At 61.8% G+C, this 22,930-nt stretch carries 20 protein-coding genes; 12 read left to right on the top strand and 8 right to left on the bottom strand.

Features of this window, described 5'->3' with window-relative positions; translation table 11 throughout:
* The first annotated feature begins 4 nt into the window (after positions 1 to 4).
* Genes WFP06_RS08320 through WFP06_RS08300 form a run of 5 tightly spaced genes read left to right on the top strand, consistent with a single transcriptional unit; the run spans position 5 to position 4,140 of the window.
* The gene (locus WFP06_RS08320; RefSeq protein WP_336986752.1) at positions 5 to 883 is read left to right on the top strand and encodes a polysaccharide deacetylase family protein; all 879 of its coding nucleotides are present in this window, start codon (positions 5 to 7) and stop codon (positions 881 to 883) included.
* Positions 880 to 1,797, top strand: a complete 918-nt coding sequence (locus WFP06_RS08315) for a polysaccharide deacetylase family protein (RefSeq protein ID WP_336986751.1) — start codon at positions 880 to 882, stop codon at positions 1,795 to 1,797. Before WFP06_RS08320 ends, WFP06_RS08315 begins: the two co-directional genes overlap by 4 nt.
* Complete coding sequence (locus WFP06_RS08310) at positions 1,776 to 3,209, top strand: aldehyde dehydrogenase family protein (RefSeq protein ID WP_336986750.1); 1,434 nt, start codon at positions 1,776 to 1,778, stop codon at positions 3,207 to 3,209. The genes WFP06_RS08315 and WFP06_RS08310 overlap by 22 nt, the downstream gene beginning before the upstream one ends.
* Positions 3,209 to 3,670: a hypothetical protein gene (locus tag WFP06_RS08305; protein WP_336986749.1), complete on the top strand. Its 462-nt coding sequence runs from the start codon at positions 3,209 to 3,211 to the stop codon at positions 3,668 to 3,670. The genes WFP06_RS08310 and WFP06_RS08305 overlap by 1 nt, the downstream gene beginning before the upstream one ends.
* The gene (locus tag WFP06_RS08300) at positions 3,667 to 4,140 is read left to right on the top strand and encodes a DUF1330 domain-containing protein (protein ID WP_336986748.1); all 474 of its coding nucleotides are present in this window, start codon (positions 3,667 to 3,669) and stop codon (positions 4,138 to 4,140) included. The genes WFP06_RS08305 and WFP06_RS08300 overlap by 4 nt, the downstream gene beginning before the upstream one ends.
* Here the strand turns inward: WFP06_RS08300 and WFP06_RS08295 are convergent.
* The 6 genes from WFP06_RS08295 to WFP06_RS08270 all read right to left on the bottom strand — a co-directional run bounded on the left by WFP06_RS08295 (position 4,137) and on the right by WFP06_RS08270 (position 12,113).
* Positions 4,137 to 4,859 (bottom strand): DUF3108 domain-containing protein, encoded by a 723-nt coding sequence (locus tag WFP06_RS08295; RefSeq protein ID WP_336986747.1) that lies wholly within the window; start codon positions 4,857 to 4,859, stop codon positions 4,137 to 4,139. The two genes, WFP06_RS08300 and WFP06_RS08295, sit on opposite strands and share 4 nt — an antisense overlap.
* 15 nt (positions 4,860 to 4,874) lie before the next feature.
* Positions 4,875 to 5,927 carry a nitrilase-related carbon-nitrogen hydrolase gene (locus WFP06_RS08290; protein WP_336986746.1) on the bottom strand — a complete coding sequence of 351 codons (1,053 nt, stop codon included), beginning with the start codon at positions 5,925 to 5,927 and terminating at the stop codon, positions 4,875 to 4,877.
* Positions 5,928 to 5,929: 2 nt separating this feature from the next.
* Positions 5,930 to 7,504: an FAD-binding oxidoreductase gene (locus WFP06_RS08285; RefSeq protein ID WP_336986745.1), complete on the bottom strand. Its 1,575-nt coding sequence runs from the start codon at positions 7,502 to 7,504 to the stop codon at positions 5,930 to 5,932.
* Entirely contained in the window at positions 7,504 to 8,820 is a 1,317-nt protein-coding gene (locus tag WFP06_RS08280; protein ID WP_336986744.1) for an MFS transporter, read from the bottom strand. Before WFP06_RS08280 ends, WFP06_RS08285 begins: the two co-directional genes overlap by 1 nt.
* Positions 8,804 to 9,745 carry a VOC family protein gene (locus WFP06_RS08275; RefSeq protein WP_336986743.1) on the bottom strand — a complete coding sequence of 314 codons (942 nt, stop codon included), beginning with the start codon at positions 9,743 to 9,745 and terminating at the stop codon, positions 8,804 to 8,806. Before WFP06_RS08275 ends, WFP06_RS08280 begins: the two co-directional genes overlap by 17 nt.
* Positions 9,746 to 9,848: 103 nt before the next feature.
* The gene (locus tag WFP06_RS08270) at positions 9,849 to 12,113 is read right to left on the bottom strand and encodes a TonB-dependent receptor (RefSeq protein ID WP_336986742.1); all 2,265 of its coding nucleotides are present in this window, start codon (positions 12,111 to 12,113) and stop codon (positions 9,849 to 9,851) included.
* Positions 12,114 to 12,285: 172 nt separating this feature from the next.
* Here WFP06_RS08270 and WFP06_RS08265 point away from each other — a divergent pair, with 172 nt between their 5' ends.
* Together WFP06_RS08265 and WFP06_RS08260 are read left to right on the top strand one after the other, a co-directional pair.
* Complete coding sequence (locus tag WFP06_RS08265; RefSeq protein ID WP_336986741.1) at positions 12,286 to 12,960, top strand: hypothetical protein; 675 nt, start codon at positions 12,286 to 12,288, stop codon at positions 12,958 to 12,960.
* Positions 12,961 to 13,073: 113 nt separating this feature from the next.
* Positions 13,074 to 15,572: a TonB-dependent receptor gene (locus tag WFP06_RS08260; RefSeq protein WP_336986740.1), complete on the top strand. Its 2,499-nt coding sequence runs from the start codon at positions 13,074 to 13,076 to the stop codon at positions 15,570 to 15,572.
* A 56-nt stretch (positions 15,573 to 15,628) separates the two neighbouring features.
* On the opposite strand, the gene WFP06_RS08255 is transcribed toward WFP06_RS08260, so the two are convergent.
* Complete coding sequence (locus WFP06_RS08255; RefSeq protein ID WP_336986739.1) at positions 15,629 to 17,032, bottom strand: flavin monoamine oxidase family protein; 1,404 nt, start codon at positions 17,030 to 17,032, stop codon at positions 15,629 to 15,631.
* A gap of 1 nt (position 17,033) precedes the next feature.
* A complete protein-coding gene (locus WFP06_RS08250; RefSeq protein ID WP_336986738.1) occupies positions 17,034 to 17,948 on the bottom strand; it encodes a DUF1838 family protein in 915 nt (304 codons plus the stop codon).
* A gap of 84 nt (positions 17,949 to 18,032) precedes the next feature.
* Between WFP06_RS08250 and WFP06_RS08245 the strand changes: the two genes are divergently transcribed.
* The 5 genes from WFP06_RS08245 to WFP06_RS08225 are packed head-to-tail and all read left to right on the top strand — an operon-like array spanning position 18,033 to position 22,929.
* Positions 18,033 to 18,920: an HpcH/HpaI aldolase/citrate lyase family protein gene (locus WFP06_RS08245; RefSeq protein WP_336986737.1), complete on the top strand. Its 888-nt coding sequence runs from the start codon at positions 18,033 to 18,035 to the stop codon at positions 18,918 to 18,920.
* Positions 18,913 to 19,422 carry a MaoC family dehydratase gene (locus WFP06_RS08240; protein WP_336986736.1) on the top strand — a complete coding sequence of 170 codons (510 nt, stop codon included), beginning with the start codon at positions 18,913 to 18,915 and terminating at the stop codon, positions 19,420 to 19,422. Before WFP06_RS08245 ends, WFP06_RS08240 begins: the two co-directional genes overlap by 8 nt.
* Positions 19,423 to 19,443: 21 nt before the next feature.
* Positions 19,444 to 20,628 carry an acyl-CoA dehydrogenase family protein gene (locus WFP06_RS08235; RefSeq protein ID WP_336986735.1) on the top strand — a complete coding sequence of 395 codons (1,185 nt, stop codon included), beginning with the start codon at positions 19,444 to 19,446 and terminating at the stop codon, positions 20,626 to 20,628.
* Complete coding sequence (locus tag WFP06_RS08230; protein ID WP_336986734.1) at positions 20,625 to 21,842, top strand: CaiB/BaiF CoA transferase family protein; 1,218 nt, start codon at positions 20,625 to 20,627, stop codon at positions 21,840 to 21,842. The genes WFP06_RS08235 and WFP06_RS08230 overlap by 4 nt, the downstream gene beginning before the upstream one ends.
* Positions 21,843 to 21,846: 4 nt before the next feature.
* Positions 21,847 to 22,929: a CaiB/BaiF CoA transferase family protein gene (locus tag WFP06_RS08225; protein ID WP_336986733.1), complete on the top strand. Its 1,083-nt coding sequence runs from the start codon at positions 21,847 to 21,849 to the stop codon at positions 22,927 to 22,929.
* Position 22,930 lies beyond the last annotated feature (1 nt).

Raw genomic sequence — 22,930 nt, 5'->3', positions numbered from 1 at the left:
GACGATGCAGGAAGGCACCGCAGATCCCGGTCTGTACGACTATCACCCATATCCCGGTCGAAAAAAGATAGTCTGGCCGGAAGGGAAGACATGTGCAGTGTGGGTCGCGCCCAATCTCGAATATTACGAGATCGATCCGCCGATAAACCCGCATCGCAAGCCGTGGCCGAAGCCGCATCCCGATGTGGTCGGCTTTTCCTATCGCGACCACTCGAACCGGGTCAGCCACTGGCGCATGGCTGAAGTCATGTCGCGCCATGGCTTCCCCGGCTCGGTAAGCCTGTCGGTGGCACTTTGCCAGCATCATCCCGAGGTCGTGGCCGACGGCGTCGAGCGAGGCTGGGAGTTCTTCAGCCACGGAATTTACAACACCCGCTATTCTTATGGGATGGACGAGGCGCAGGAGCGCGCGATCATCGAGGATTCGATCGCGACGGTGGAGAAGGCGACTGGCCAGCGCATACGCGGCTGGCTGGCACCGGCGTTGACTCACACGCCGCGCACTCTGGATCTGATCGCCGAATACGGTCTCGACTACACCTGCGATCTCTATCACGACGACCAGGTGCAGGAGGTAAAGGTTGCCAAAGGCAAGCTCGCCTCGATCCCCTACAGCCTGGAGGTCAACGACCATTACGGGTTCAATGTCTACGGTATGGCCGGCCGCGAATATGCCGATTGCCTCATCCGCCAGTTCGAACGGTTGGCGAGCGAAGGCGAGAACTCAGGCACGGTGATGTGCATCCCACTGCACGCCTATTTGATCGGACAGCCTCACCGCATCGGGCCATTCGAGGAAGCGCTGCGGCACATTGCGAGCGACCCGCGCTGCTGGAAGGCGCGGGCTGGCGAGATCATCGATAGCTGGAGAGCGCAGCAATGAGCCTCGATCCGGCCTATCTCGAATATTCGCACCGGCGCGAGGGATACGATCACGAGCTCTACACCTGGTCGAATATCCACCAGCGCCCTGCGGTCCGTTGGCCGGGTGACAGGTCGGTTGCGATCTTCCTGTGTGTCAGCCTCGAATACTTCCCCATTGTCCCCGGTGACGAGCCATTCCGTGCGCCCGGGCACATGGTCACTCCCTATCCCGATTACCGCCACTACACAGTCCGCGACTACGGCAATCGCGTTGCGGTATTCCGTATGCTCGAAGCGTTCGCAAAGGCTGGCGCGACGGCGAGCTTTGCAACCAATGCTGCAGTTGCAGAGCGATATCCCGAGCTTGTGGAAGCGGTACAGGCGGGCGGTCACGAGATCATTGCGCATTCGACCGACATGAACGGCACGATCGCTTCGTCCATGACCGAAGATGCCGAGCGCAAACTGGTTTCCGATGCACTGGCGCGGCTGGAAGCGGCCACGGGCACGAGACCTGGCGGCTGGCTGTCGATCGCGCGTTCGCAAAGCTGGCATACGGCAGACCTGCTCAGGGAATACGGCATCGACTACTGCTGCGATTGGGTGAACGACGAGCTCCCCTGGCGCTTCAACAACGGCCTCGTGAACCTGCCGCTAAGCGTCGACCTTTCAGACCGCCAGATCGTTGCGGTGCAGCAGCACTCCGCTGAAGCCTGGGCGCAAATGATGCGCGATGCGTTTGACTGGCTGGCCGGGGAGGCGGCCAAACAATCGAGCGCGCGACTGCTGCCGATGCAACTGACCCCCTACATCATGGGCCAGCCGTTCCGCATTGAAGCACTGGAGGAGCTGCTGCAGGATTTGTCGGCGCGCGACGAGGCTTGGTTCGCCAGCGGGAGGTCGATCGTCGAATGCTGGGCAGCTCAGCAATGAAGGTGCTCAATCCTCGAACCGGTAAGGTCGACTATGAATTCGAGCCCAGCACCCCCGCGCAGGTCGCAGCGGAAGCGATGCGCCTGCGCGATCAGCAACCCGCATGGGAAGCGCGTGGGCCGGAGGGTCGCGCTGCTATCCTCTCGCGGCTGGCTGACAGGATCGAAGCGCATGCGAGCGCAATTGCAGAAGCCCTGAGCGTCGACACAGGACGCAAGGCCGTCGCGCGGATCGAAGTAGAGGGTCTTGCGCGCAATTGTCGCAAATGGGCCGAGCGTGGCCCCCAGCTCTTTGCGTCGCTGCCTCGCGAAGCAGCGGCCTCTGCAACGCCCGGTATCGAAATCGTCTCGCGCTTTTCCTCCTACCCACTGTTCGGGGCCATCGCGCCTTGGAACTTCCCCGTGGTGCTGAGCCATATCGACGCAGTTCCGGCGCTGATAGCGGGATGCGCGGCGATGGTGAAGCCGAGTGAGGTGACGCCGCGTTTCGTGGAGCCCATGCAGGAAGTGCTGGCTGACATACCTGAGCTGCCGCTGGCATATGTGCTGGGTGGTCCCGCAACCGGTCAGGCGCTGATCGAGAATGTCGACTATGTCTGTTTCACCGGCTCGACCGCCACCGGGCGCAAGGTTGCCGAGGCGGCGGCACGCGCGCTGATCCCTGCCAATCTGGAGTTAGGCGGCAAGGACCCGATGATCGTTACTGCCAGCGCGGATCCAGAGAAAGCCGCAGAGATTGCGCTACGCTCCAGCATTGTCGCGACAGGGCAGGCCTGCCAGTCCATCGAACGGGTTTACGTCGCTCGGGAGATTGCCGAGGCGTTTCTTGGAAGGCTCGTTGCAGAGGCGGAGCAAGTAAAGCTGACCTATCCCGACGCTGATGAAGGTCACATCGGCCCATTCATTTTCCCTTCCCAAGCGGAAAAGGTCGCAGAGCAGATCGCGGATGCGCGAGCAGGGGGAGCAAAGGTTCTTACCGGCGGCGAGGTCGAAGATCTCGGTGGGGGGCGCTACTTGCGGCCCACGGTGATCTGCGATGTTACGCCAGACATGGCAGTGATGCGCGAAGAAACGTTCGGGCCAGTCATTCCGGTTGTCGTTTTCGAAACGATCGACGAAGCTATTCGTCAGGCAAACGATACCGGATACGGGCTCTCCGCTGCGGTCATAGCCGGAACGATGGACGAAGCCGCGCAAATCGGGGCACAGCTCGATGCTGGCGCAATCAGCCTTCAGGATGGTGCGCTTACCAGCATGGTGGGCGATGCAACCAACCATTCGCGCAAGGGCAGCGGTCTGGGGCCGAGCAGGATGGGCGATGAGGGCATGCTTCGCTTCCTCAGAAGGCAGGCCTTGATCCGGCAGACGGGCGAGGCAGCGACCATCGCAGCCTATGCCGAAGGCAACCGCTGATGAGCAATCGCGCCGAACTGAGGCGCGCGATGCCCGCCATGTTCGATCACGAGGGCTGGTGGGATGGCTGGTACCGGGATGTCGACATCGATGGCACTTTGCTTGACGAGCGGCGGGTGAAGACGCGGTGCGAATTTCCCGACGTAGCTGAATGGCATTACGTCCAGCACAATTGGCTTTCCTGGCCTGACGGGCGAACGGCCACGTATGAGTTCGGAGGGAGGCTCGAAGGCGACCTCCTGCGCTGGGAGACGGATCGCTTCAACGGTTTCGGGTGGCAGGCACACGAAGACTGCCTGATGCTGCGGCTCGACCGGCTCGACGAGCCGGGAAGTCACTATGTCGAGATGATCAATCTTGTTCCCGGTGCGGAAAAGCGTGCGCGGACGTGGCAGTGGTTCAGGGGCAATGAGCCGCTGAAGCGCACCCTTTGCGACGAATGGAGGATCGACGCGAAATGATTACACCTCTTGTTGCGCTTTTCCTGCAACCACTATCTGCCACACAAATGCAGGCCCCATCGCAGCCAGCCTGCAATCAGCCGGTGGTCATGGTGGTGACCGGTACCACGCATGACCGCGAGCGAATGATCACTTACGCACGTGCTATCGCCGCCAGCAGGTTGTACGAAGAACTTGGCGGCTACTACGTCAATATTCCTGCTCCCGTCGCGCATTTCGAAGGCGAGGCCGAGGAGGGGCATGTCACCTTGATGGTACGCTTCCCGTGCCTCGAGAACGCCAAGGCCTTCTGGTACAGCCGTGTCTATCAGGAAGAAATCAGGCCGCTGAGGCTCGATCCGAGCGCGGGAGATTATATCGTGCGGGTATACCCAGAGGCTCCGCTGCGCGATGATCTGGCCGGCAAGGTAGGTCCTGCGAATTACAGCGCCGAGTTCGACGCTTCGCACATCGAACAGGTCGCGGACTAGCGGTTCAGCTCGACCAGTTCGTAGCGGTTCATCATGTAACCGTCGATCGAGCCGTAGACGAGGACCGAATCCTCGTCTGCGGTCACCCACATGTCGAAATCCGGATGACGCTCGCCCCCCATGCCCTGGTCGCTGTCATCCACATAGCGGTAGTGGCGGCACTGGAACGTGCCCGCTTCCACCGTCTTCTCCTCCTCGCCCACGTATTCCATTGTCATTTCGACTTCGGCGATCTGCGGCGGGGTGGCGCCGCGATGATCTGGTGAGGGAAGGAAAAAGCGCAGCCGCCGACGATGCGATCCACGCGATGTGTCGAGCAGGCGCGTCGTGAAGCCGTCGCCGACAACTGGATGCGTGCCGAAGGCATCGAAATCGCCAGCCGATCTCTTTTCCGAGTTTCGTCCGATGGATGGCCCAAAGCTTTCGCACGTGATCTCGCCCGCTTCCGCGTCATGGCGCATCCAGCCGGACCCCAGGAACTCATCGCCGAGCGTCAGATGGACGAGGAGGTTGCGCGGCCTGCGATCAGGTCCGATGTGGTAGACGATATCGCGCAGCACCGCCGGGTCCGGATCCTCGATTTCGCATTGGGCGCGCATGATGACCGACCCGTCCTTGTGGTGGGTGAAAGTGAACCACTCCCGGCCCCGTTCCGCACCCTCACGTCCTTCTTTCGCCGATGTGTAGCGGATTTTTCCCGAGACCGTGCGATGCTGCATTGGATCATTCCTGCCCTAGATAAGACCGGCCCTGTCGAGCCGGGCGATCACCGCTTCCTGCGCGCGCTTGAAATAGTCGCGATCAGGTACTTTGGGCGCGCCGTCTTCGACCATCCCGTTCGCCCGATGGAATGCATCGGCCGAGGCCGCATAGGCTTCTGCAAAGAGTGCAGGCCGCTGCCGCGCCAGTGAATTGATCATCGCCGGCGTCCGGCGCGCCTGGCGCAAAGCGCCGATATCGAGCGAGGCGAAGGCCGTGAATGTCTCTCCGCTCGACGATTGGGACAGGATCTTGCCGCGATAGTCGACCACACGGCTGCCCCCATCCGCACTGGCGAGAGGTAATGCGCCTCCAGCAATGCCTGCCGTATTTGCCGAGACCACATAGGCTGCGTTCTCGAAGGCACGAGCCTGCTTTGCAATATCCTTGGGAGTCGCGAGCGGCGAACCGATTTCGGAGGAGGAATGCACGAAGATCTCCGCCCCGCGCATCGCCAGAACGCGCGCGATTTCAGGGTAGAGGATTTCTTCCGAGGCAATCGCGCCAATTCGGCCAAGCTCGGTATCGGCAACCGGGAAAACCGCATCGCAACCATAGTGGTCCAGATAGGCTTCCCAGACATCGTGCGGGCTCGGTGCGAACATCGACAGCAAGCGGCGGTATCGCAGCACGACATCGCCCGAAGGCGCAACGAGAAAGCTGGTCTGGAAGTAGAAGTCCGGAAAAGCAGCGTCGCGTTCGTAGGCGTTGCCGGCGATATGCATCCCGAGCGAGTTGGCGACCTTGCCCAGCGCTTCATATTCCGGGCCGCCCGCATCCCACCCGCATCGTGCAGCGAACTCGGGGATCGATACTCGGCCGGGATAGGAGGTGAAGAGATACTCGGGCAGCACCGCGAGCTTAACCGGGTCGCCGCCATACTGTTCGATAAAGATGGACGAGGCACGGATGGCGCCTTGGAGCTCGCCAATATGCGACAGCATTGCGGGCCGGACTTCGTCCTCTCCGAGTGCCTCCAGCGAGCGGGCGGTCAATTGCATCGCGACGGCGGAAAAGGGTGCGGGCATAATCATCTCTCTGGACTGACCTGCTGCGAAAGCCCAAGCGAGCCGGGGTTCATCAACCCTCGTGGATCGAGCTCGCGCTTGATCGCCTGCAGCAGCGCATCTGCGCGCGGTTCGAGACTGTCGCGATATCGATAGGTCCGCCCAATCTGGAAATGCGCGGCGTCATGGGCAAAGAAGATGTCGACGATCGCCTTCTTCAGCCTGGCCGCAAGTGCGCGTGCAGCTTCGTTCGCCTCGAGTTTGGGGACCTTCTTGAGGTGGCCCGGTTCTATCGTGTCCTCAATCAGGGCGTTTCGCGCGTCGGGCCAGTAAAGGCAGGGCTCGATCACCGTTCCGGAACCCCCGACCGCGGCGATCAAGGTCCCGTAGTGGACGCCAAGTTCCTCCATTTCGGAAGCGTGTTCAGCGAAGAGGTTCTCGAAAGCGGCGAAACATTCGCGTGCGCGGCCATGGCGGACAAGCCCGTGGATGGGAGCCCAGCGCTCACCCTCCGGTCCCAGAATGGAATTGAGCGGACCGAAGGGATTGGCGCGGATTATCTTGGGGATCGTATTCTCGACCTCGCGTCCGCCATAATGGAGCACGATGTTCCTTGCGCTTTCGATGTGGGCATCGGCCGCAGCCTGGATATCGCCTTCCGCGAGCACGTGGAGCGAATAGTTGGCGTCCTTGAGGAAGTTGCGCCCGGCGGCAACGACCTTAGCACCTTCCTTCAGTGCTTTCAGCATCCCGCCCTGCTTTTTCATCATCCCGACCAGCTGCTTGGCATCCCCGGCAAGACTGTCCCGCTTCATCCGGATCGCATTGAGATAGGGGTCGAAACCGAAGCACTCGGTCGCGATGCCCTGTCGCTCGATCTCGGTAGCTGCGGCGAACCATTGATCTGCCTCGTCGAAGGCGAAGCTGGCATAGCCATGGCAAAGCGCCTCGCGCACCAGCTTGAGCGTGACGGTGGCCTTGATGCCGAGAGCGCCGGTGTCGCCCAAAAACAACCCGGTGAGGTCCGGGCCGTAAGGGCGGGTATGGCCTTTCCCGACCCTGAGGAGCGTTCCGTCTGCCAGAACGACTTCGAGGCTGTTGCAGCTCTGCACTGCGGTGCCGTGGCGGCCCGTGCCCCAGAAGATGCCATTCTGGCTCATCCCGCCGCCGATAGTTGCCTTGAGACCCGAGAGCGTGCCCCACATCGGTGTGCGCAGCTTGTGATGGGCAAGGCGCTCGCGCAAACCCGCCCAGGTGCAGCCTGCCTCGACCGTTACCGTCATGTCGGTATCGTTAACCTCGAGAACGCTGTTCATATGGGCCAGGTCGAACAGCACCGCTCCCGGCAGGTCTTGCGTATAGCCTCCGGTATAGCTCATGCCTCCGCCGCGCGGCACGACAGGGTGGCCTGCATCGGTTGCGGCCTTCACTGCCGCTGCAAGCTGGTGCTTGTCTCTCGGGCGGACGACCGCAGCGAGATCGGCTCCGCGTCCATAGATGTCGTGGGCGTAGAACTCGAGAACGTCATCGCTGTCCAGGACCTCTGCGCCGGCCGCCCTGAGCGTACCGAGCAGCGAGTTCTCGGCAAGAGTCGCCATCAGGCCGCCCCTGCCGACGCTCGTGTCGGCTCGGCCGCGTCGTCGCTGGCGGGGAAATTCTCTGGATATCGACCGAGGAAGAGGAGTAATCCTCCTCCCACGACATACATGAAGATCGCTACGGTCAGGATTGGATCGTATGTTCCGTACGTGTCACGGACGAAGGCATAGACCAGCGGCGAAGCTGCGCTGGCAAGCCCGAATGGCATGTAAAGCATGCCGTAAATCTTGCCATAGTGAAGCATGCCGAAATAGCGGCTTGCGAGGTAAGCGATCAGGTCGCTTTCCGCTCCCGCAGCAAAGCCCAAGAGGAATCCGCCAATGGCCACCGGCAGGAAAGCCGTGTCGGTGCCGAGCAGCAGGTAGCTGGATATGGCTGGCAGGCAGAGAAGGGGAAAAGCGACAAAGCCCGCCCAGTACCGATCGAGCAGCAGCCCGGTAATGATCCGCCCCGACAGTATCCCGAGGCCCAAAATGGTCATGACATTGGCCGCCGTTGCGGAATCGATGGCGTGATCGCCGAGGATCGGAACCATGTTGATGAACGCCCCGCCGAATGCGAGGGCGATGATCAGGATCGAAAGCCAGATCAGCCAGAAACGATAGTCCCGCAAGGCGGCGCCCAGCGTCACCCCGGTAAGCTTGCCACCGTCCCGCTTCATTTCGGCGGGACGTTCTTCGGGCAATGGCTCGCGGAAGAACAGGAAGCCCAGGGGCAGCGCAACCAGCAGCGGCAGGCCCGCGACGATCGCGAACATCGCGCGCCAGCCGTAATTGGCGATGGCCCACTCGGCGATCTGCGGTACTATCATCGCCGCGATGCTGGTGCCCATCAGCAAGATGCCCAAGGCGAGCCCTTTGCGGCGGAAGAACCACATGTTGACAGCCCGGCTCCACGTCACGGGCGTCGATCCGATGCCCACCAGGCCGATCAGCACCCACAGGCCGTAATAGATGTAGAGGGTCGATGCGGCATTCGTCTTGGGAGTGAGCGCGATCGCCGCAAAGGCGGCCCCGAAAGCTGCGAGGGAAAGCAATGCGACGCGGCGCACGCCATAGCGATCGGCCATCCAGCCGAAAGCCGGGGCCAGCAGCGATGCAATGACGCCGAAGATTGTGATCGGGACGAGGATTTGAGTGCGCGACCAGCCGAACTCGTTCATCAGCGGATCGACGGTAAAGCCGATGACATTGAATGGGATGGGTGAGGCACCGAAGGCGACCCCGAGCACAGAGACGATGAGGACTTTCCAGCCGAGTGAGAACTCGCCGCGCTGCCGCGATGTCGGCTCCGAAACGTCAGTCGACATATTCATAGAACTCCGTCAGGTTGCCGTCCGGATCGCGTACGGCGAAGATGGCCACTTCACCGATCCCTGAGATAGCAGCAGTGTCTGCTTCGTAGGCGATGGCAACGCCTTTTGCGGTCAATGTCGCGCGGTAGCCCGCAAGATCGCGGACGGGATATCGAACCGAAAGTATTCCGAGGTTTGGAGGGTTTGCTCGCGCCGAATGGTCGCGCCCTGTAAAGCCTTCGATTTGCATGACTTCGACACGCCCGGTTTCCCCGGCCACGGGCTGGAGCGCTGCAGCAGCGCGCTTTACGGTTGGAGTGAGGTTCAGGGGAATGGACAGGTTCGAGAAGGCGGGCTGGTCGGGTTCGTTAGCGCTATCGAAGAGAAGCTCGAAGCCTAATTTCTCGGCATAGAAATCTCTGGCGGTCTCGCGGTCTCGGACCATGCGCATGGCGTTGAAAGCCTCGCTGATCCTGCCGACCGGGAAGGCAGTGAAATCGGGGGAGATCCGTTCGTAGGCGGCAATGTGAATGCCGTGCGGTCCCGTGAGGACGACATTGCGCAGGTCCGAAGACCCGAATTGGAAGCGGATCGGCGGGCTTTCAGCCCACCAGCCAAGCTCGAGCGCTTCCTTATAAAGGGCCGGGACATCGTCGCTGCGGACCATGATCGAATAGATGCCGCCCGTGTCCCATGCCCGTGCGGCAGGCCTGATCGGTTCCTGCTCCACATTCGCGAAGCGGATGAAGCGAATGCAGCCCGTATCGGCCCGGGGAGCGCACCACCTCTCGAAGTCCGCCTTGGCCTCGCGTGTGAGCTGCCAGTAGGCGAGTTCGCTCGCGGAGGCTTGCCCGGACTGCACCAATCGCCAACCTCCAGCATGGCGCAAAACGGCAGTCGCAGGCTCGAATTCGGCGACCGAAACCACTGTCTCGGTCCAAGGCACTACCCCATGATCCTGCGCCTCGCCCGCAATGGCTGGGCAGACGAGGAAAAGGCCGACCGCTGCGAAGATGCAACGGCCGGCCTCAGAGAGGGTCCTGGATAGTTCAGTCAAACCGGAAGCCAACATCGATCCCAAAGGTCAGCGGGGGCGCGGCATAGATTTGGTTGACCGACGTCGTGGCGCGGAAATACTCGCGGTCGGTCAGGTTCTTGCCCCATACGGTGACTTTCCAGCGCTCGTCGTCGGCGCGCCAACCAATCCGGGCGTCGAGACGGAAACCTGGTTCCACCAGCGATCCGGGATTGTTGGCGACCAGTGCGAAGCTGTCCGCTTCATAGGCCGCATCGCCACCGAAGAAGACCTCTCCGGAACCGACCGGGAATGCATAGTTGAAACCCAGCAGCCCCTTCCACTCGGGAGCGTTCTTGAGCTCGAGGCCGAGCGCGCAATCGACGACCTGTTGATCGAACTGGGCGGAGGGACCTGTCGCTGTGACATTCGTACAGGCCGGGCCTGCCGTGCCCGAAGTGATGTTCGAGTTGCTGAGCGTGCCTGCCTGTAGCGGGCTCAGATTGCGATACTCCGCATCGAGCCAGCTCGCATTGCCATAAATGTCGAGACCCGCAACGGGACGCAGGCCGAACTCTAGTTCGACACCCTGGATCCGCGCCTCGCCCGCGTTGGAACGGGTGAAGACACCGCCACCGGTTGTCGCGCTGATCTGGAGGTTGGTGTAGTCGTTGTAGAAATATGTTGCGTTGAACGTGGCGCGCCCGTCCATAAACTGGGTGCGAAGACCCGCCTCGATACTGTCGAGTTCCTCCTCGTCGACGCTCAGGAAACATCCCGTCGGCGAGAAGCAGTCCGACGAGAAGCCCGGTGATTTGAACCCCGTGGCGTAGGTCGCATAGACGAGGATGTCGGGCGTGATCTCGTAATCGGCCTTTGCGGTCCAGGTGATGTTGTCCGTCGAAACAGAGTCCACCACTTCCGGGATGACCACCGAGGTTCCAACGAAGTCACGGCTCTCGTCCGTCCAGCGCAACCCACCCGTCAGCGTCAATGCGCCGATCTCCACAGCGGCCTGCCCGAAGAGTGAAAAGCTTTCGGTGTCGACATTGTTGGTTACCGGCAGGATGAAGGTGAAGGCAAGCTCCGCATCTTCGGTATAGTAGAACGCACCCGCGGTCAGATCGACCGCACCAAAGTTGGTGTTAAGTAGCAGTTCCTGGCTGAACTGGTTCTGGTCGGTGTTCTGGAAGTACGGAAACGAGATGTGGGTCGACAAATCGTCCTTCAGCGTGCGGAAGGCAGTGGTCGATGAGATGGTGAAAGTGTCGTATTCACCGGTCAGCTGGTAGCTGACCCCGAAGGCGTCGACCTTGCTATTGAAATCGCTGAAGCAACCGACACCGAGGAAGGTCGCGGGTGTCGCGGAAGAGCAGGTCGCACCCGGTGCAGGTTCGATCGTGAAAATATCGCCATCCCTGTCGGTGACGACGCCTGCGTTATCGCTTTCCGCAATGATCGAACTCGGGACCGGATCGGACTTGTCCTTGGTATAGTCCACGATGGCGAGGAAGCTCCATTGATCGGAAAGCTCGCCATAGAGGCTGCCACGGAGGGCAAAGACCTTCTCGTCCCCGACAGTCGTTCCGGCAAGGTTGGCAAAGTCCCCGTTGGGATTGAGCTCGAAATAACCTTCGCGCTGACGATAGAGGCCGGAAAGGCGCAGCGCGCCTGTATCCCAGGGGGAGACATTGACGCTCGCCTTGGCCGAGATACGGTCGTAATTTGCGTATCCAACTTCGCCCGAGATCGAGGTCTCGCCAAGCTGGGGGCGGACCGAGCTGATCTTGATTGCACCGCCATTGGTGTTGCGTCCGTAGAGTGTGCCTTGGGGTCCGCGCAGGACTTCGACCTGCTCGATATCGACCAGATCGACCAGAGACCCAACGGTACGACCTAGATAGACGTTGTCGATATAGATGCCGACCGCGGGGTCGATCGCGCCGCGCGATTCGTCTTCGCCGACGCCGCGGAAATAGATGCGCGCGGAATTCGCCGTCCCGGTCCCGGTCGAGATGACGACGTTCGGGATCTGGTTCTGAAGATCGTTGGTGTCTGCAATCTGGCGGTTTTCGAGCGCCGCGCCTGTAAGCGCGGTCACCGCGGCCGGCACATCCTGCAAGTCCTGCGCGCGGCGCTGTGCCGTGACGATGATGATGCCATCCTCCGCTCCGGCATCGGCAACGGCCTGATCGGTCGCGCTTTGGTCGGCGTCCTGGGCAAGGGCAGGGGTTGCACTCAATGCAGCACCCGCGGCCGACAGCAGCAAGGGGGTACGAAAGCGGCGGTATGGATTCATCGGACGTCTCCCACGACTTGAATCGGATGCTGGGACCGGTCGGCTTAGCCCGGATCATCCAGAGGCCGGGAATTTGTCCGGACAAATTTCTGGCTTGTCAAGCAATATTGCCCTAGTTGTCCGGACAATTATCGATCAGATGCATCGCCAAGCCGCATGAGAGGGTTCGAATATGGTTGAGGTCTATCAGGTGCTGGTGTTCTCGCACCTGCTGCTCTTTGTCCTGTGGCTGGGTGCCGACGTCGGTGTCTTCCTTCTTGGCCAGCACTTTCGCAAGCGCAGCCAATACTCGCTCGACCAGCGGATCGCACTGCTTAAACTACTGGTGTTGGTCGACATGACCCCGCGCAGCGCCTGGGCCCTGATGGTGCCTCTGTCGCTGAGCGTGGTCGACACCGGCAACTGGTGGGATGTCCCGACGCCCCTGCTGGTCGCCGCATGGCTTATCGGTGCGTTCTGGTTGTGGCTGGTCTGGGATGCGCATTGGCATGACCAGACCCCGCGGGCAGCGCGCAACCGCAGGATCGAAGGATGGCTACGCTGGATCGTTGGCGGCTTCTACCTGTGGCTGGGCGGCCAGAGCCTGTTGCTCGACGCGCCGCTGGCACCCGACTGGCTTGCGCTCAAGGCGCTGGGGTTCGGTCTAATCTTCGTTGCGGCGATCATGATCGATGTGACCTTCAAACCGGTGGGGGCGCAACTGGGAGCCGTGCTGGAAAGGGGGTCGAGCGACGAAACCGAGCTCCCTTTGCTCAAGACCATGAACCGGACGCGTATCTGGGTGTGGATCGTCTATGCTCTGCTGCTGGTCACGGCATTCTTTGGCAACGTCAAACCGTTGCACTGACGCTACGGAAAGGGCTTTTTCCACTGCTACTGATAAATTTGTCTGGACAAATTTGTCCGGACAAGTGAATTTACCGTGTGAGCGGTCTAAGCCGCGGTGGGAGGGAGATCACAATGAAGTCCGTATTCCGTTCAGCCTTGCTGGCAGCAACGCTGCTGACACCGGCAGCCGTGTCCGCGCAGGATTCCGAAGTCGAAAACGAGGGCGGGGAGGCAGCCGGCGGCATCCCGGTAATCGTCGTCACGGCCCGCAAGACCGAGGAATCGATCAACGATGCCCCGGTGGCGGTCACCGCTTTCTCGGGCGACACGCTGGAACAGCGGGGCCTCAACGATATCGCCGATATCGGTAACCAGACACCGGGCCTGTCATTCAGCCAGGCCTTCGGGCGCGATACCGACCGCCCGGTCATCCGCGGCCTCGGCAACGTGCTTGCGGGCGTCCAGTTCGGGGTCGAATCGGGCGTTGCGGTGTTCATCGACGGCGCGCTGTTCCGCGGCGATGTGCAGAGCCTCAATTTCGATACGCTCGAGCGGGTCGAAATCGTCAAGGGCTCGCAGTCCGCGCTCTACGGGCGCAACACCTATTCGGGTGCGATCAACTTCATCACGAAGACACCGGGAGACGAGTTCACCGGCGTGCTCCGCGCGCGCGCAGCCGAGCATGACGAATACATGATTTCGGGCAGCATCGACATCCCGATCGTCCCCGGCACCATCGCCGCGCGGGTCGACGGGCGCTATTATGAGTATGGCGGTGAGTTCCGCAACTCGCTGACCGGCGCGAAAGTCGGCCAGGAAGAAAGCACCAATGTTGCGGCGACGATCTATATCACGCCGGGGGACAGCTTCCGTTGGCGGACCCGTATCTCCTATGAGGAGCAGGACGACGGCACGCCTGCGCTGTTCCTGCAAGGGGCGGACCAGAACAATTGCAAACCGGGATTCCGCAGCGCGGCGTTCCGCACCAGCAGCTTTGTGTTCCCCTACTGGCCGGTGACGCGCACCTCGACCAACAATAACCAGTATTTCTGCGGTGTGATCAAGCCGGGCACCGTGGCGCTCAACAACGATCCGACGTCGGTGCTGTTCCGCGCCACCGCCAACGGCGCTTTGACGCCGACGGTGCTCGATGGCACGCCGATCGACGGCTACTACAAGTCGCGTTGGTTCGTATCGTCGGGTTTCGACGCCGATCTCGGCGACGACGGCTGGACCGCCAGCGGCATCTTTGCCTATCGCAACGAACTGGCGCGGACCGGCACCGATTCCGACCACAGCGATGCCTTCGTGTTCTTCAACAGCCGCTTCGGCGCGCCGCCCAACCTGGCGACCGACCTGCCGGCCTTCACCAACACACACCGCAGTCGCTCGGAAGATGTCAGCGCCGATCTGAGGCTGTATTCGCCGCAGGACCGGCCCATTCGCGGCCTGATCGGCGCCTATATGTATGACTTCAAGATCCAGGATCGCGACGTCAATTTCGCCAGCGGCGTGGATGGCGTGCCGTATGGCGGTGCCGGGTCGGACGAGGAAACGATCACCAACTCGTCCGTCTTCGGCCGGGTCGAATTTGATCCGGTCGACACGATCACGATCGGCGTCGAGGGGCGTTACCTGGTCGAACGAAAGACCCGCACCGAATTCTCTGCCACCGGCGCGACGGTGTTCAGGAGCGAGACCGAGAAGGACTTCGTGCCGCGTGTGACGGTTGACTGGCAGCCAACCCCGGATACGCTGATCTATGCGATCTACACCGAGGGCAACAAGCCGGGCGGTACCAACGGTTCGGCGGGCATCTCGATCGGGCGACCGGACTATAGCTCCGAAACGCTCAAGGGCGGGGAGATCGGGTTCAAGCAGACGCTTGCGGACGGCAAACTGCAAGTGAATGCCTCGGCCTATTACAACGAGATCGCCAATGTGCAGCTCACCACCGCGCTGCCCGTCGGCGGCGGGGCGCTGACTTCGGTCGCGACCAACCAGGGTGATGCCGAGGTCAAGGGTTTCGAGTTCGAGCTGACCGCGCGGCCGATCCCGCAACTGACGCTCAATGCGGGCCTCGCCTACACCGATGCCCGCTTCACCAGCGGTTGCGACGATTTCCAGTACACGCTCAATTCGGGCGGGTTCCTGATCTCGAACGCGATCAACCCGCTGCCGCAGGAGTTGGCCTTGTGCTCGATCGAAGGCAATCGCCTGCCGCTCGGTTCGCCCTGGCAGGCCAATGGCGCGATCGACTTCCGCGATTCGATCGGCGAGAATTCGGAATTCTTCGCCAATCTCAACGGCAGCTACGAAGCGTCGAAATTCATCCAGGTGCACAATCTGGCCGAAACCGGCGATACCTTCTTGCTCAATGCGCGGCTCGGGGTCACCTTCGGCGCGGTTGAGCTGGCGGTGTTCGGGCGCAACCTGACCGACGAGGATTCGATCCCGCTCGCTACGCGCTGGTTCGACCTGCGCCACGGCATCGGCGTGTCGGCGGCGCAGCCCGCCAACCCGGCGACGATCGGCTTCCAGACCTCGCGCGACCGCTCGTTCCCGCGTGCCTTCTTCGGCGCGCTGCGCAGGGGGCGGACCTTCGGGGCAGAGGCGACCTTCCGCTTCTGACCTGCCACCAACGCTGAGTGGAAGGGGCGGGGGCCGCGGCTCCCGCCCTTTGCGTGTCAGAGCCGCGTGGCGACGAGCCTTGCGGTTCTCTCGCCGCTTTCGAGCGCAGCTTCCATTCCACTCGATCTTTGCGCGAGGTGTTCGCCCGCAAAATGCAGGCGGCATCCCTCGTGGCGGGTCGCTGCGGCAAGCGAGGCCGCCATGCCGGTGCCGATATGGTGGTAGATTCCGCGCGCGAATGGTGACTTCTGCCAGCTGAAGAGGTTCACTTCTTCGAGCTGTCCACCCGCTGCCGGGCGCATCGCTTCGAAACGTTCGACAATGGCCCTTCTTGCCTCGGCTTCGGGTAGCCGGTCGAGCATGTCGGCACCGGCGCCGGTGGTCCACAGCTTGAGCATGGCGGGGTCGTCGCCCAGGACGAATGCGCGCCCGATGAGCGGGTCGTCGGTCCACAGCGTCTCCGGCAATCCGTCGTCTCGCCAGAACGGTGACGAAGCCTGAATATAGGCGAAGCTGGCGCGGGTATAAGGCAACCCGGCGATCATCCTTGCCATGCCGTTCGGCAACACGCTTGCGATGGGAATGGAGCGCAGCGCTGCGAATGGGATGGTACAGACGGCATGAGGGGCACGCAGGACGCCGGCATCGGTCCTGATCGTCACGCCATCGCGGCTTTCCTCAATTGCCTCGACGAGGACACCGAGGCGGGGCGCACTGGAGAGCGCAGTTGCCATCGCTTCCGGAAGCGCCTGTGAGCCGCCCACGATGGTGGAGACCGCGCCGGGCTGCGAACGGTAGATGGATAGGGTTCTTGCGAGATGCAGCTGCGACATCCCGGCAAGCGAATTGCCATTGAGATTGGCTTCGATCAGGCGCAGCGTTTCGGGATCGGCGCCGTGCTGGCGAAGAACTGTTGCCACGGAGATGTCACTCTCGCCTGGCGCATCGAGCCATGAGGATGGGTCATCCCACTGCGGCAGGTGTCGATAGAATGTAGATGCCAGCCTTGCCGGTTCAATGGCGGCGAGGGGAGGGGGAAGCCTGTTGGCCGCGCTCGTGGGCCAGGCCTCGCTGGTCGAGCCTACGCCGTTGATATAGTAGAAGTCGCCGGGGCGCTGGGCGATACCGGCGCCTGCGCCCGGTCCGTCATCGAGGCCTACCTCCAGCTCGGCAGCAATGCGACGCAAAATGCGATAACCGCCGCCTACCTGAATGCCTCCCGCCTCCGGTGCGCCCGGGAGCTGGCGCAGCGTGTGCAGCCTTCCGCCAACGCGCCTTTCCGCCTCGATGATCGTAACGCTTGCACCAGCCTGTTCGAGCAACCTTGCTGCGGCTAGTCCGGCAAGCCCGGCACCGATAACGATGACATCGCTATCGTTACGCGCCCGCAGCGCCCGCGGCGCGGCCCCGGCGATGAGTGCCGCTGCACCGCCCGCCAGAAATCCGCGCCTGCTGGTCATATCAATGCCCCTGGTCTGCGGCACCTTCTCCCTGGGCCGCACGCTCGGCATCGATCAGCTTCTTGAACTTGGTCCAGGTCGTCTCGTTGCGGCGCGTGTCGTCGGCAGGCGGGGCGTGCTCGTAGATCGGGAAGTTCGCGCGAACCTCTTCCTTGATCATATCGGGCAGTTCCTCAAAACCACCTGGCAGTTTGCGGCCCGTGGCATTGAAGACCATCTGACCCTGCCGCCCGCGCATCTTCATCCACGGCATCCAGTCCGAGATCCGCGTCCATGCGATAACGGGATAGGCGGTGGGCTTGCTCGCATCGAGTACGTCGTCGACCGTCCCCATGAAGTTGAAGATCTCCATCGCGTGATACTTGTTGCCGGCATAATCCTGATAGTCGCCGGCCAGCGGGTTGGTGTAGAACAGGGGAACCTCGAACGGCATGAAGACGTAGCCGCCTTCCAGGCGGAGCGAGGGAATGCTGTAGGACGAGCCATCGGGATTATTCGGAAAGCTTGGACGTCCGTTTACCGGATCATTGTGGATGTGCATCACATCCACGGTCTCGTCGGTCCACGGGTTGTCCCACCGGTTCATGACTTCGCCTGTGGCTGGATCGAGGTAGAACCAGACTTCGCGGCTGATTAGGCGATATCCCTTGCCGCGTTCCGGATCGTTGACTTCAACGCAGCGGCGGACGTTGAAACCATCCCCCTTGAAAAGCAGTCGGTCGGGTTCGCCCTGGACACGCGAATAGATATTGCCCTCGAAGTGCCAGACCGCCTCTGCACCGTCCTCCGTTCCGCACTGGAATCGCTTAGAGATCTCGAAAGCGTCCTCCGGAACGGCCGGATCCAGCATCTGGGCCTGCAGGGGAAATGAGAGGCTGGCAGCGGCGGCGATGGTGGCTGTTGCGAGTATGCGCATGGGGTATTCTCCCTCCCGGTAGCCGGAAATTTGTCCGGACATTCACACGATTCTTGCTTGACTTTAGATTTGTCCGGACAAATTGTGAAGCTGGAATTCGGATGGGCGCTAAGTCTTGCGGCCATAACCGACGGGAGAGGCCTTTTCATGTTTGCTGCCAACAGCCTGCTTTTCGTGCCCGGGTCGCGCCCGGAACGGTTCGCAAAGGCACGCTCGTCGGGTGCAGGGCTGGTCGTCATCGATCTGGAAGATGCTGTCGGCCCCGCCGACAAGGACACAGCGCGCGCGGCCGCGCTTGAGCAGGTCGGCGAGGCGGGCGACGGTTTTGCAATCCGCATCAATGGGGTAGCAACGGCGGCTGGTATTCGCGATCTCGCTGCACTGGTCGAAAGCGATGTACTGCCCTCCATCCTGATGGTGCCGATGGTCGAGGCACCTGTCGAGCTCGATATCGTGGCAGGCGCCTTGGGCGAGCGATGCCCAGAGATTATTCCGCTTATCGAAACTCCGCGCGGTCTTCGCCACGCCCTTGCTATCGCCTCGCACAGTCATGTCTGTGCGCTGATGTTCGGCGGCGCCGATTTTTCCGGCGAGCTTCAGGTCCCGGTTTCGTGGGAGCCGCTCCTCGGTGCGCGACACCAGCTCGTACTTGCCTGCGCCGAAGCGCGTATACCGCTGATCGACGTGCCCTACATCCATCTCGACGACGAGGGCGGTCTCAGACGTGAGTGCGAAAGCGCCCGGGCGATCGGTATCACCGCGAAGTCGGCCATCCACCCGCTCCAGGTTCCGGTGATCGAGCAGGTCTTTGCGCCGACCGCCGCCCAGATTGCCGAAGCGGAAGAAGCTCTTCGGGTGTACGAAGAGAATGGCGGTAAGGCCGTGCGGCACAAGGGCCGCATGCTCGAAGCGCCAATGATAAAGACTTATCGCGCGGTGCTCGCGCGCAGCAAGGGACAGCCAAATGCGTGATGGTGTGATCGAAGTTTCCCCCGGGCGCTTCCGGGAAGTGCAGGGCCGCTATTTCGAGGATTTCGAAGTCGGCCACATTTACGAGCACCGTCCCGGACGGACCATCACTGATGCCGACAACGTGTGGTTCACCCTGCTGACGATGAACACGCATCCTGCTCATTTCGATTACGAGCTGTCGAAAGATACCGAGTTCGGCAAGCCGCTGGTCGTCAGCCCCTTCACCATCGCGCTAATGACCGGGATGAGCGTGTCTGACACCAGCGGCAAGGCCATCGCAAATCTCGGCTGGGATGAGGTTCGCATGACCAAGCCGCTCTTCGTCGGCGATACGCTCTATTGCGAAAGCGAAGTGCTCGAGAAACGCGAGAGCAAGAGCCGTCCGGAACAGGGCATCGTTACATTCAAGACAATCGCCAAGAACCAGCATGGCGACATAGTCAGCCATTACAAGCGCACCGTGCTGGTGTGGCGGCGCGGGCATGGCTCGCTCGACAACTAACGCATAGGCAAGGACTGCATCATGGCTACTGCCGCCAATCTCGAAGACCAGATCCGCACCATCGACCCGGACGAGGAGCGCGCCTTCATGGATGCGATCGACCGCTGGCTTGAACGCGAGGTCATCCCGGTCATCCAGCACCACGATCACGGCGATATCTGGCCGGAAAAGCTGGTCGAGCAGATGGCGGAGATGGGGCTGTTCGGCGCGACTATCGGGCAGGAATACGGGGGCCTGGGGCTGCCAGCGACCACCTATGCCAAGATCGTCATGCACATTTCCAGCTACTGGATGGCCATTACGGGGATATTTAACTCGCACCTGATCATGGCCGCTGCCGTCGAGCGGTTCGGCACTGCGGAGCAAAAGGCCAAATGGCTGCCCAAATTCGCTAGTGGTGAGATCCGTGGCGGGCTGGCGCTGACCGAACCTAATGCAGGGACCGACCTACAGGCGATCCGGACCGTGGCGAAGCGCGATGGCGACGAATATGTCCTTAATGGCACAAAGACCTGGATCTCCAACGCTCTGAACGGTTCTTGCTTTGCGCTGCTTGCCAAGACCGACCCTTCGGCCGAGCCGCGTTATAAGGGTATGAGCCTGTTCATCGCCGACAAGCGGGACGGTCTCACGACGGGCAAGAAGTTCGACAAGCTGGGATACAAGGCGATCGACAGTGCCGAACTGATAATGGAAGACTACCGTATCCCGGCCGACCAGCTGATTGGCGGTGTGGAGGGGCAGGGCTTCTTCCAAGCGACCGGCGGGCTCGAACTTGGAAGGATCAACGTGGCGGCGCGCGGCGTCGGACTGGCTGAAGGTTCGCTTCGCTTGGCAACCGAATACTCCCAGCAGCGGGAAACGATGGGCAAGCCGATTGCCCAGCACCAGGCGATCCAGCTCAAGCTGGGCGAAATGGTAACAAGGGCCCGTGCCGCGCGCTTGCTGACGCTCGATGCCTCGGAAGCCTACGACCGCGGCGAGCGCTGCGACAAGGAAGCGGGGATGGCCAAGTTTTTCGCGTCCGAAGCGGCCGTCGAGAACAGCCAGGAGGCGATGCGTATCTACGGCGGCTATTCCTACTCCAAGGAATACGACATCGAGCGCTATTACCGGGACAGCATGCTGATGTGTATCGGGGAAGGGACCAACGAAATGCAGCGGATCATTATCGCCAAGCAGCATCTCAAAGATAATCCGGCTTGAGCGCGCGGAAAGTGCACCTCCCGCTCACAGGTTTCCGGGTAATCAGCGCCGAGCAATATGGCGCCGGCCCCTATGGCACCATGCACCTCGCGCAGCTGGGTGCGGACGTCATCAAGATCGAACCGCCGCGCAAGGATGGGAAGGGTGGAGGCGATACCGCGCGCGCCGTCGGCCCGCACTTCCTCCGTGAGGGCGAGAGCCTCTATTTCCAGAGCTTCAACCTGAACAAGCGCTCCCTCACCCTCGACCTGAATAGCGAGGAGGGCCAGGAGATCCTGCATAAGCTCGTGGCCGAGAGCCATGCGGTGGCAAACAACATGCGGGGCGACCTGCCGGCAAGGCTGGGCCTGACCTATGAAGCCCTGAAGGATGTGAATCCAGCCATCGTCTGCGCGCATCTTTCTGCCTACGGACGGGATAACGAGCGGGCCAAGTGGCCGGGTTACGATTACCTGATGCAGGCTGAGGCGGGCTATTGCGCGGTTACCGGTGAGCCGGGCGGCGAGCCGCAGCGCATGGGCCTATCCATGGTGGATTTCATGACCGGGACGCTGTTCGCAATCGGCCTTCTGGCCGCGCTTGTCGATGCGCAGCGCAGCGGCAAGGGACGTGATGTCGATACCGACCTGCTTTCTGCCGCAGTACACCAGACCAGCTATCCGGCGCTTTGGTACATGAACGAGGGGGACGAGACGGGGCGCGAGCCGCGCAGCGCACATCCCACCGCCACGCCCAGCCAGATGTTTCGCGCAAGCGACGGCTGGATGTTCGTCATGTGCCAGCTGCCCAAGTTCTGGGATATCCTTACCGATCGCCTCGGGCGGAGCGATCTAAAGAGCGATGCGCGTTTTGCGACCAACGCCGACCGCCGCGCAAACCGGGAAGAATTGACCGGAGTCCTCGATACGATCTTCGCGGAGCAGCCGATGGCACATTGGCAGGACCTGCTGGCAGGTTACGTGCCGGTGGCCCCAGTCTATTCGCTGGGTGCGGCGCTCGACAATCCATGGCTCGAAACCATCGGCATGCGGGACCGGATCGATCATCCGGATCGCAAGGACATGGCCGTTCTCGCCTCTCCGATCCGTCTCGACGGCCAACGGCTCGCCAATCGTGCCGCGCCCCTCCTAGGAGCTGACAGCGAGAGCGTGCTCGGCGAAATCGGTTATCTAGAGGACGAAATTGCGCAATTGCGCGCAAAGGGTATCGTCTGATTTCATGGCAAAACTCAGCGGCATAACCGTAGTCGATCTCACGCAATTCCTGCCCGGCCCGATGATGACCGTCATGATGGCCGACCACGGGGCGAGGGTGATCAAGATCGAGCCTGCAGCAGGCGATCCGGCAAGGCAAATGGAGCCGCGGGAAGCGGGACATTCGGTCTGGTTTGCTAATCTCAATCGCGGCAAGGAAAGCCGAGTGCTCGATCTCAAGAGCGAAGAGGGCAAGGAGCAGCTTCGCGTGCTCTGTGCCGAGGCAGATGTATTCGTCGAAGGCTTCCGTCCCGGAGTGATGAAACGTCTCGGTTTCGGCTACGACAGCGTCAGGGCGATCAAGCCCGAGATCGTCTATTGTTCGATTTCCGCCTTCGGGCAGGACGGCGCTCTGGCGCATCATCCAGCGCACGATATGGCCGTGCAGGCACTTGCAGGTTTCCTCTCCGTCAATGACGGGCCGGACGGCAAACCGGTCGTGCCGGGCGCGCCCAGTGCAGACATGGCTGCAGGCCTGACCGCGCTTTCGGCGGTCCTGATGGCGCTCGTCGGACGGGAACGGACGGGAGAAGGAGCCTATATCGATTGCGCCATGTTCGACAGTATTCTGCCGTGGTGCGCGCATACCGCCGGTCAGGCCATTGCCGGAGGACCTAGCCCGGTGTCGGCCAGCCAGCGTTCTCTCGGCGGGGCAGGGTTCTACCAGGTCTATCGCACGGCCGACGACAAGCATGTCGCGCTCGGCGGCCGGGAGATGAAATTCGCCCGCAACCTGCTCACCGCGCTAGATCGGGAGGACCTTATCCAAGTCGCCGAGCGCGAGGCGGGTGAGCAGCAGGAACTGATCGACTTCCTGGCGCAGACCTTTGCGATGAGGACCCGCGCCGAGTGGGTCGAATGGTTCGCCGACAAGGACGTCGCCTTCGCACCGGTACTCGATTTTCGCGAAGCGCTCGACGAACCGCATGTGGCCGAACGCGGCCTGCTGGTAGAGAGCGAAGAAGGCGCGCATCATATCGCGCCGCCAATCCGCTTTGGCGGCGAAGACTGGTCGCCGGGAAAAGTGCCGGAGCTCGGCGGAAAATGAG

The organism is Altererythrobacter aquiaggeris (assembly GCF_037154015.1).
Classification (GTDB): Bacteria; Pseudomonadota; Alphaproteobacteria; order Sphingomonadales; family Sphingomonadaceae; genus Aestuarierythrobacter; species Aestuarierythrobacter aquiaggeris.
This window is presented reverse-complemented; position numbering and strand designations above follow the sequence as displayed.

What these genes read in the sequence shown, in the direction of transcription:
- WFP06_RS08225 (WP_336986733.1), top strand. Translation starts at nt 21,847, where the DNA reads ATGGCAAAACTCAGCGGCATAACCGTAGTCGATCTCACGCAATTCCTG.
- WFP06_RS08320 (WP_336986752.1), top strand. Translation starts at nt 5, where the DNA reads ATGCAGGAAGGCACCGCAGATCCCGGTCTGTACGACTATCACCCATAT.
- WFP06_RS08310 (WP_336986750.1), top strand. Translation starts at nt 1,776, where the DNA reads ATGCTGGGCAGCTCAGCAATGAAGGTGCTCAATCCTCGAACCGGTAAG.
- WFP06_RS08305 (WP_336986749.1), top strand. Translation starts at nt 3,209, where the DNA reads ATGAGCAATCGCGCCGAACTGAGGCGCGCGATGCCCGCCATGTTCGAT.
- WFP06_RS08280 (WP_336986744.1), bottom strand. Translation starts at nt 8,820, where the DNA reads ATGAATATGTCGACTGACGTTTCGGAGCCGACATCGCGGCAGCGCGGC.
- WFP06_RS08315 (WP_336986751.1), top strand. Translation starts at nt 880, where the DNA reads ATGAGCCTCGATCCGGCCTATCTCGAATATTCGCACCGGCGCGAGGGA.
- WFP06_RS08270 (WP_336986742.1), bottom strand. Translation starts at nt 12,113, where the DNA reads ATGAATCCATACCGCCGCTTTCGTACCCCCTTGCTGCTGTCGGCCGCG.
- WFP06_RS08290 (WP_336986746.1), bottom strand. Translation starts at nt 5,927, where the DNA reads ATGCCCGCACCCTTTTCCGCCGTCGCGATGCAATTGACCGCCCGCTCG.
- WFP06_RS08250 (WP_336986738.1), bottom strand. Translation starts at nt 17,948, where the DNA reads ATGCGCATACTCGCAACAGCCACCATCGCCGCCGCTGCCAGCCTCTCA.
- WFP06_RS08235 (WP_336986735.1), top strand. Translation starts at nt 19,444, where the DNA reads ATGGCTACTGCCGCCAATCTCGAAGACCAGATCCGCACCATCGACCCG.
- WFP06_RS08300 (WP_336986748.1), top strand. Translation starts at nt 3,667, where the DNA reads ATGATTACACCTCTTGTTGCGCTTTTCCTGCAACCACTATCTGCCACA.
- WFP06_RS08255 (WP_336986739.1), bottom strand. Translation starts at nt 17,032, where the DNA reads ATGACCAGCAGGCGCGGATTTCTGGCGGGCGGTGCAGCGGCACTCATC.
- WFP06_RS08295 (WP_336986747.1), bottom strand. Translation starts at nt 4,859, where the DNA reads ATGCAGCATCGCACGGTCTCGGGAAAAATCCGCTACACATCGGCGAAA.
- WFP06_RS08260 (WP_336986740.1), top strand. Translation starts at nt 13,074, where the DNA reads ATGAAGTCCGTATTCCGTTCAGCCTTGCTGGCAGCAACGCTGCTGACA.
- WFP06_RS08265 (WP_336986741.1), top strand. Translation starts at nt 12,286, where the DNA reads ATGGTTGAGGTCTATCAGGTGCTGGTGTTCTCGCACCTGCTGCTCTTT.
- WFP06_RS08285 (WP_336986745.1), bottom strand. Translation starts at nt 7,504, where the DNA reads ATGGCGACTCTTGCCGAGAACTCGCTGCTCGGTACGCTCAGGGCGGCC.
- WFP06_RS08240 (WP_336986736.1), top strand. Translation starts at nt 18,913, where the DNA reads ATGCGTGATGGTGTGATCGAAGTTTCCCCCGGGCGCTTCCGGGAAGTG.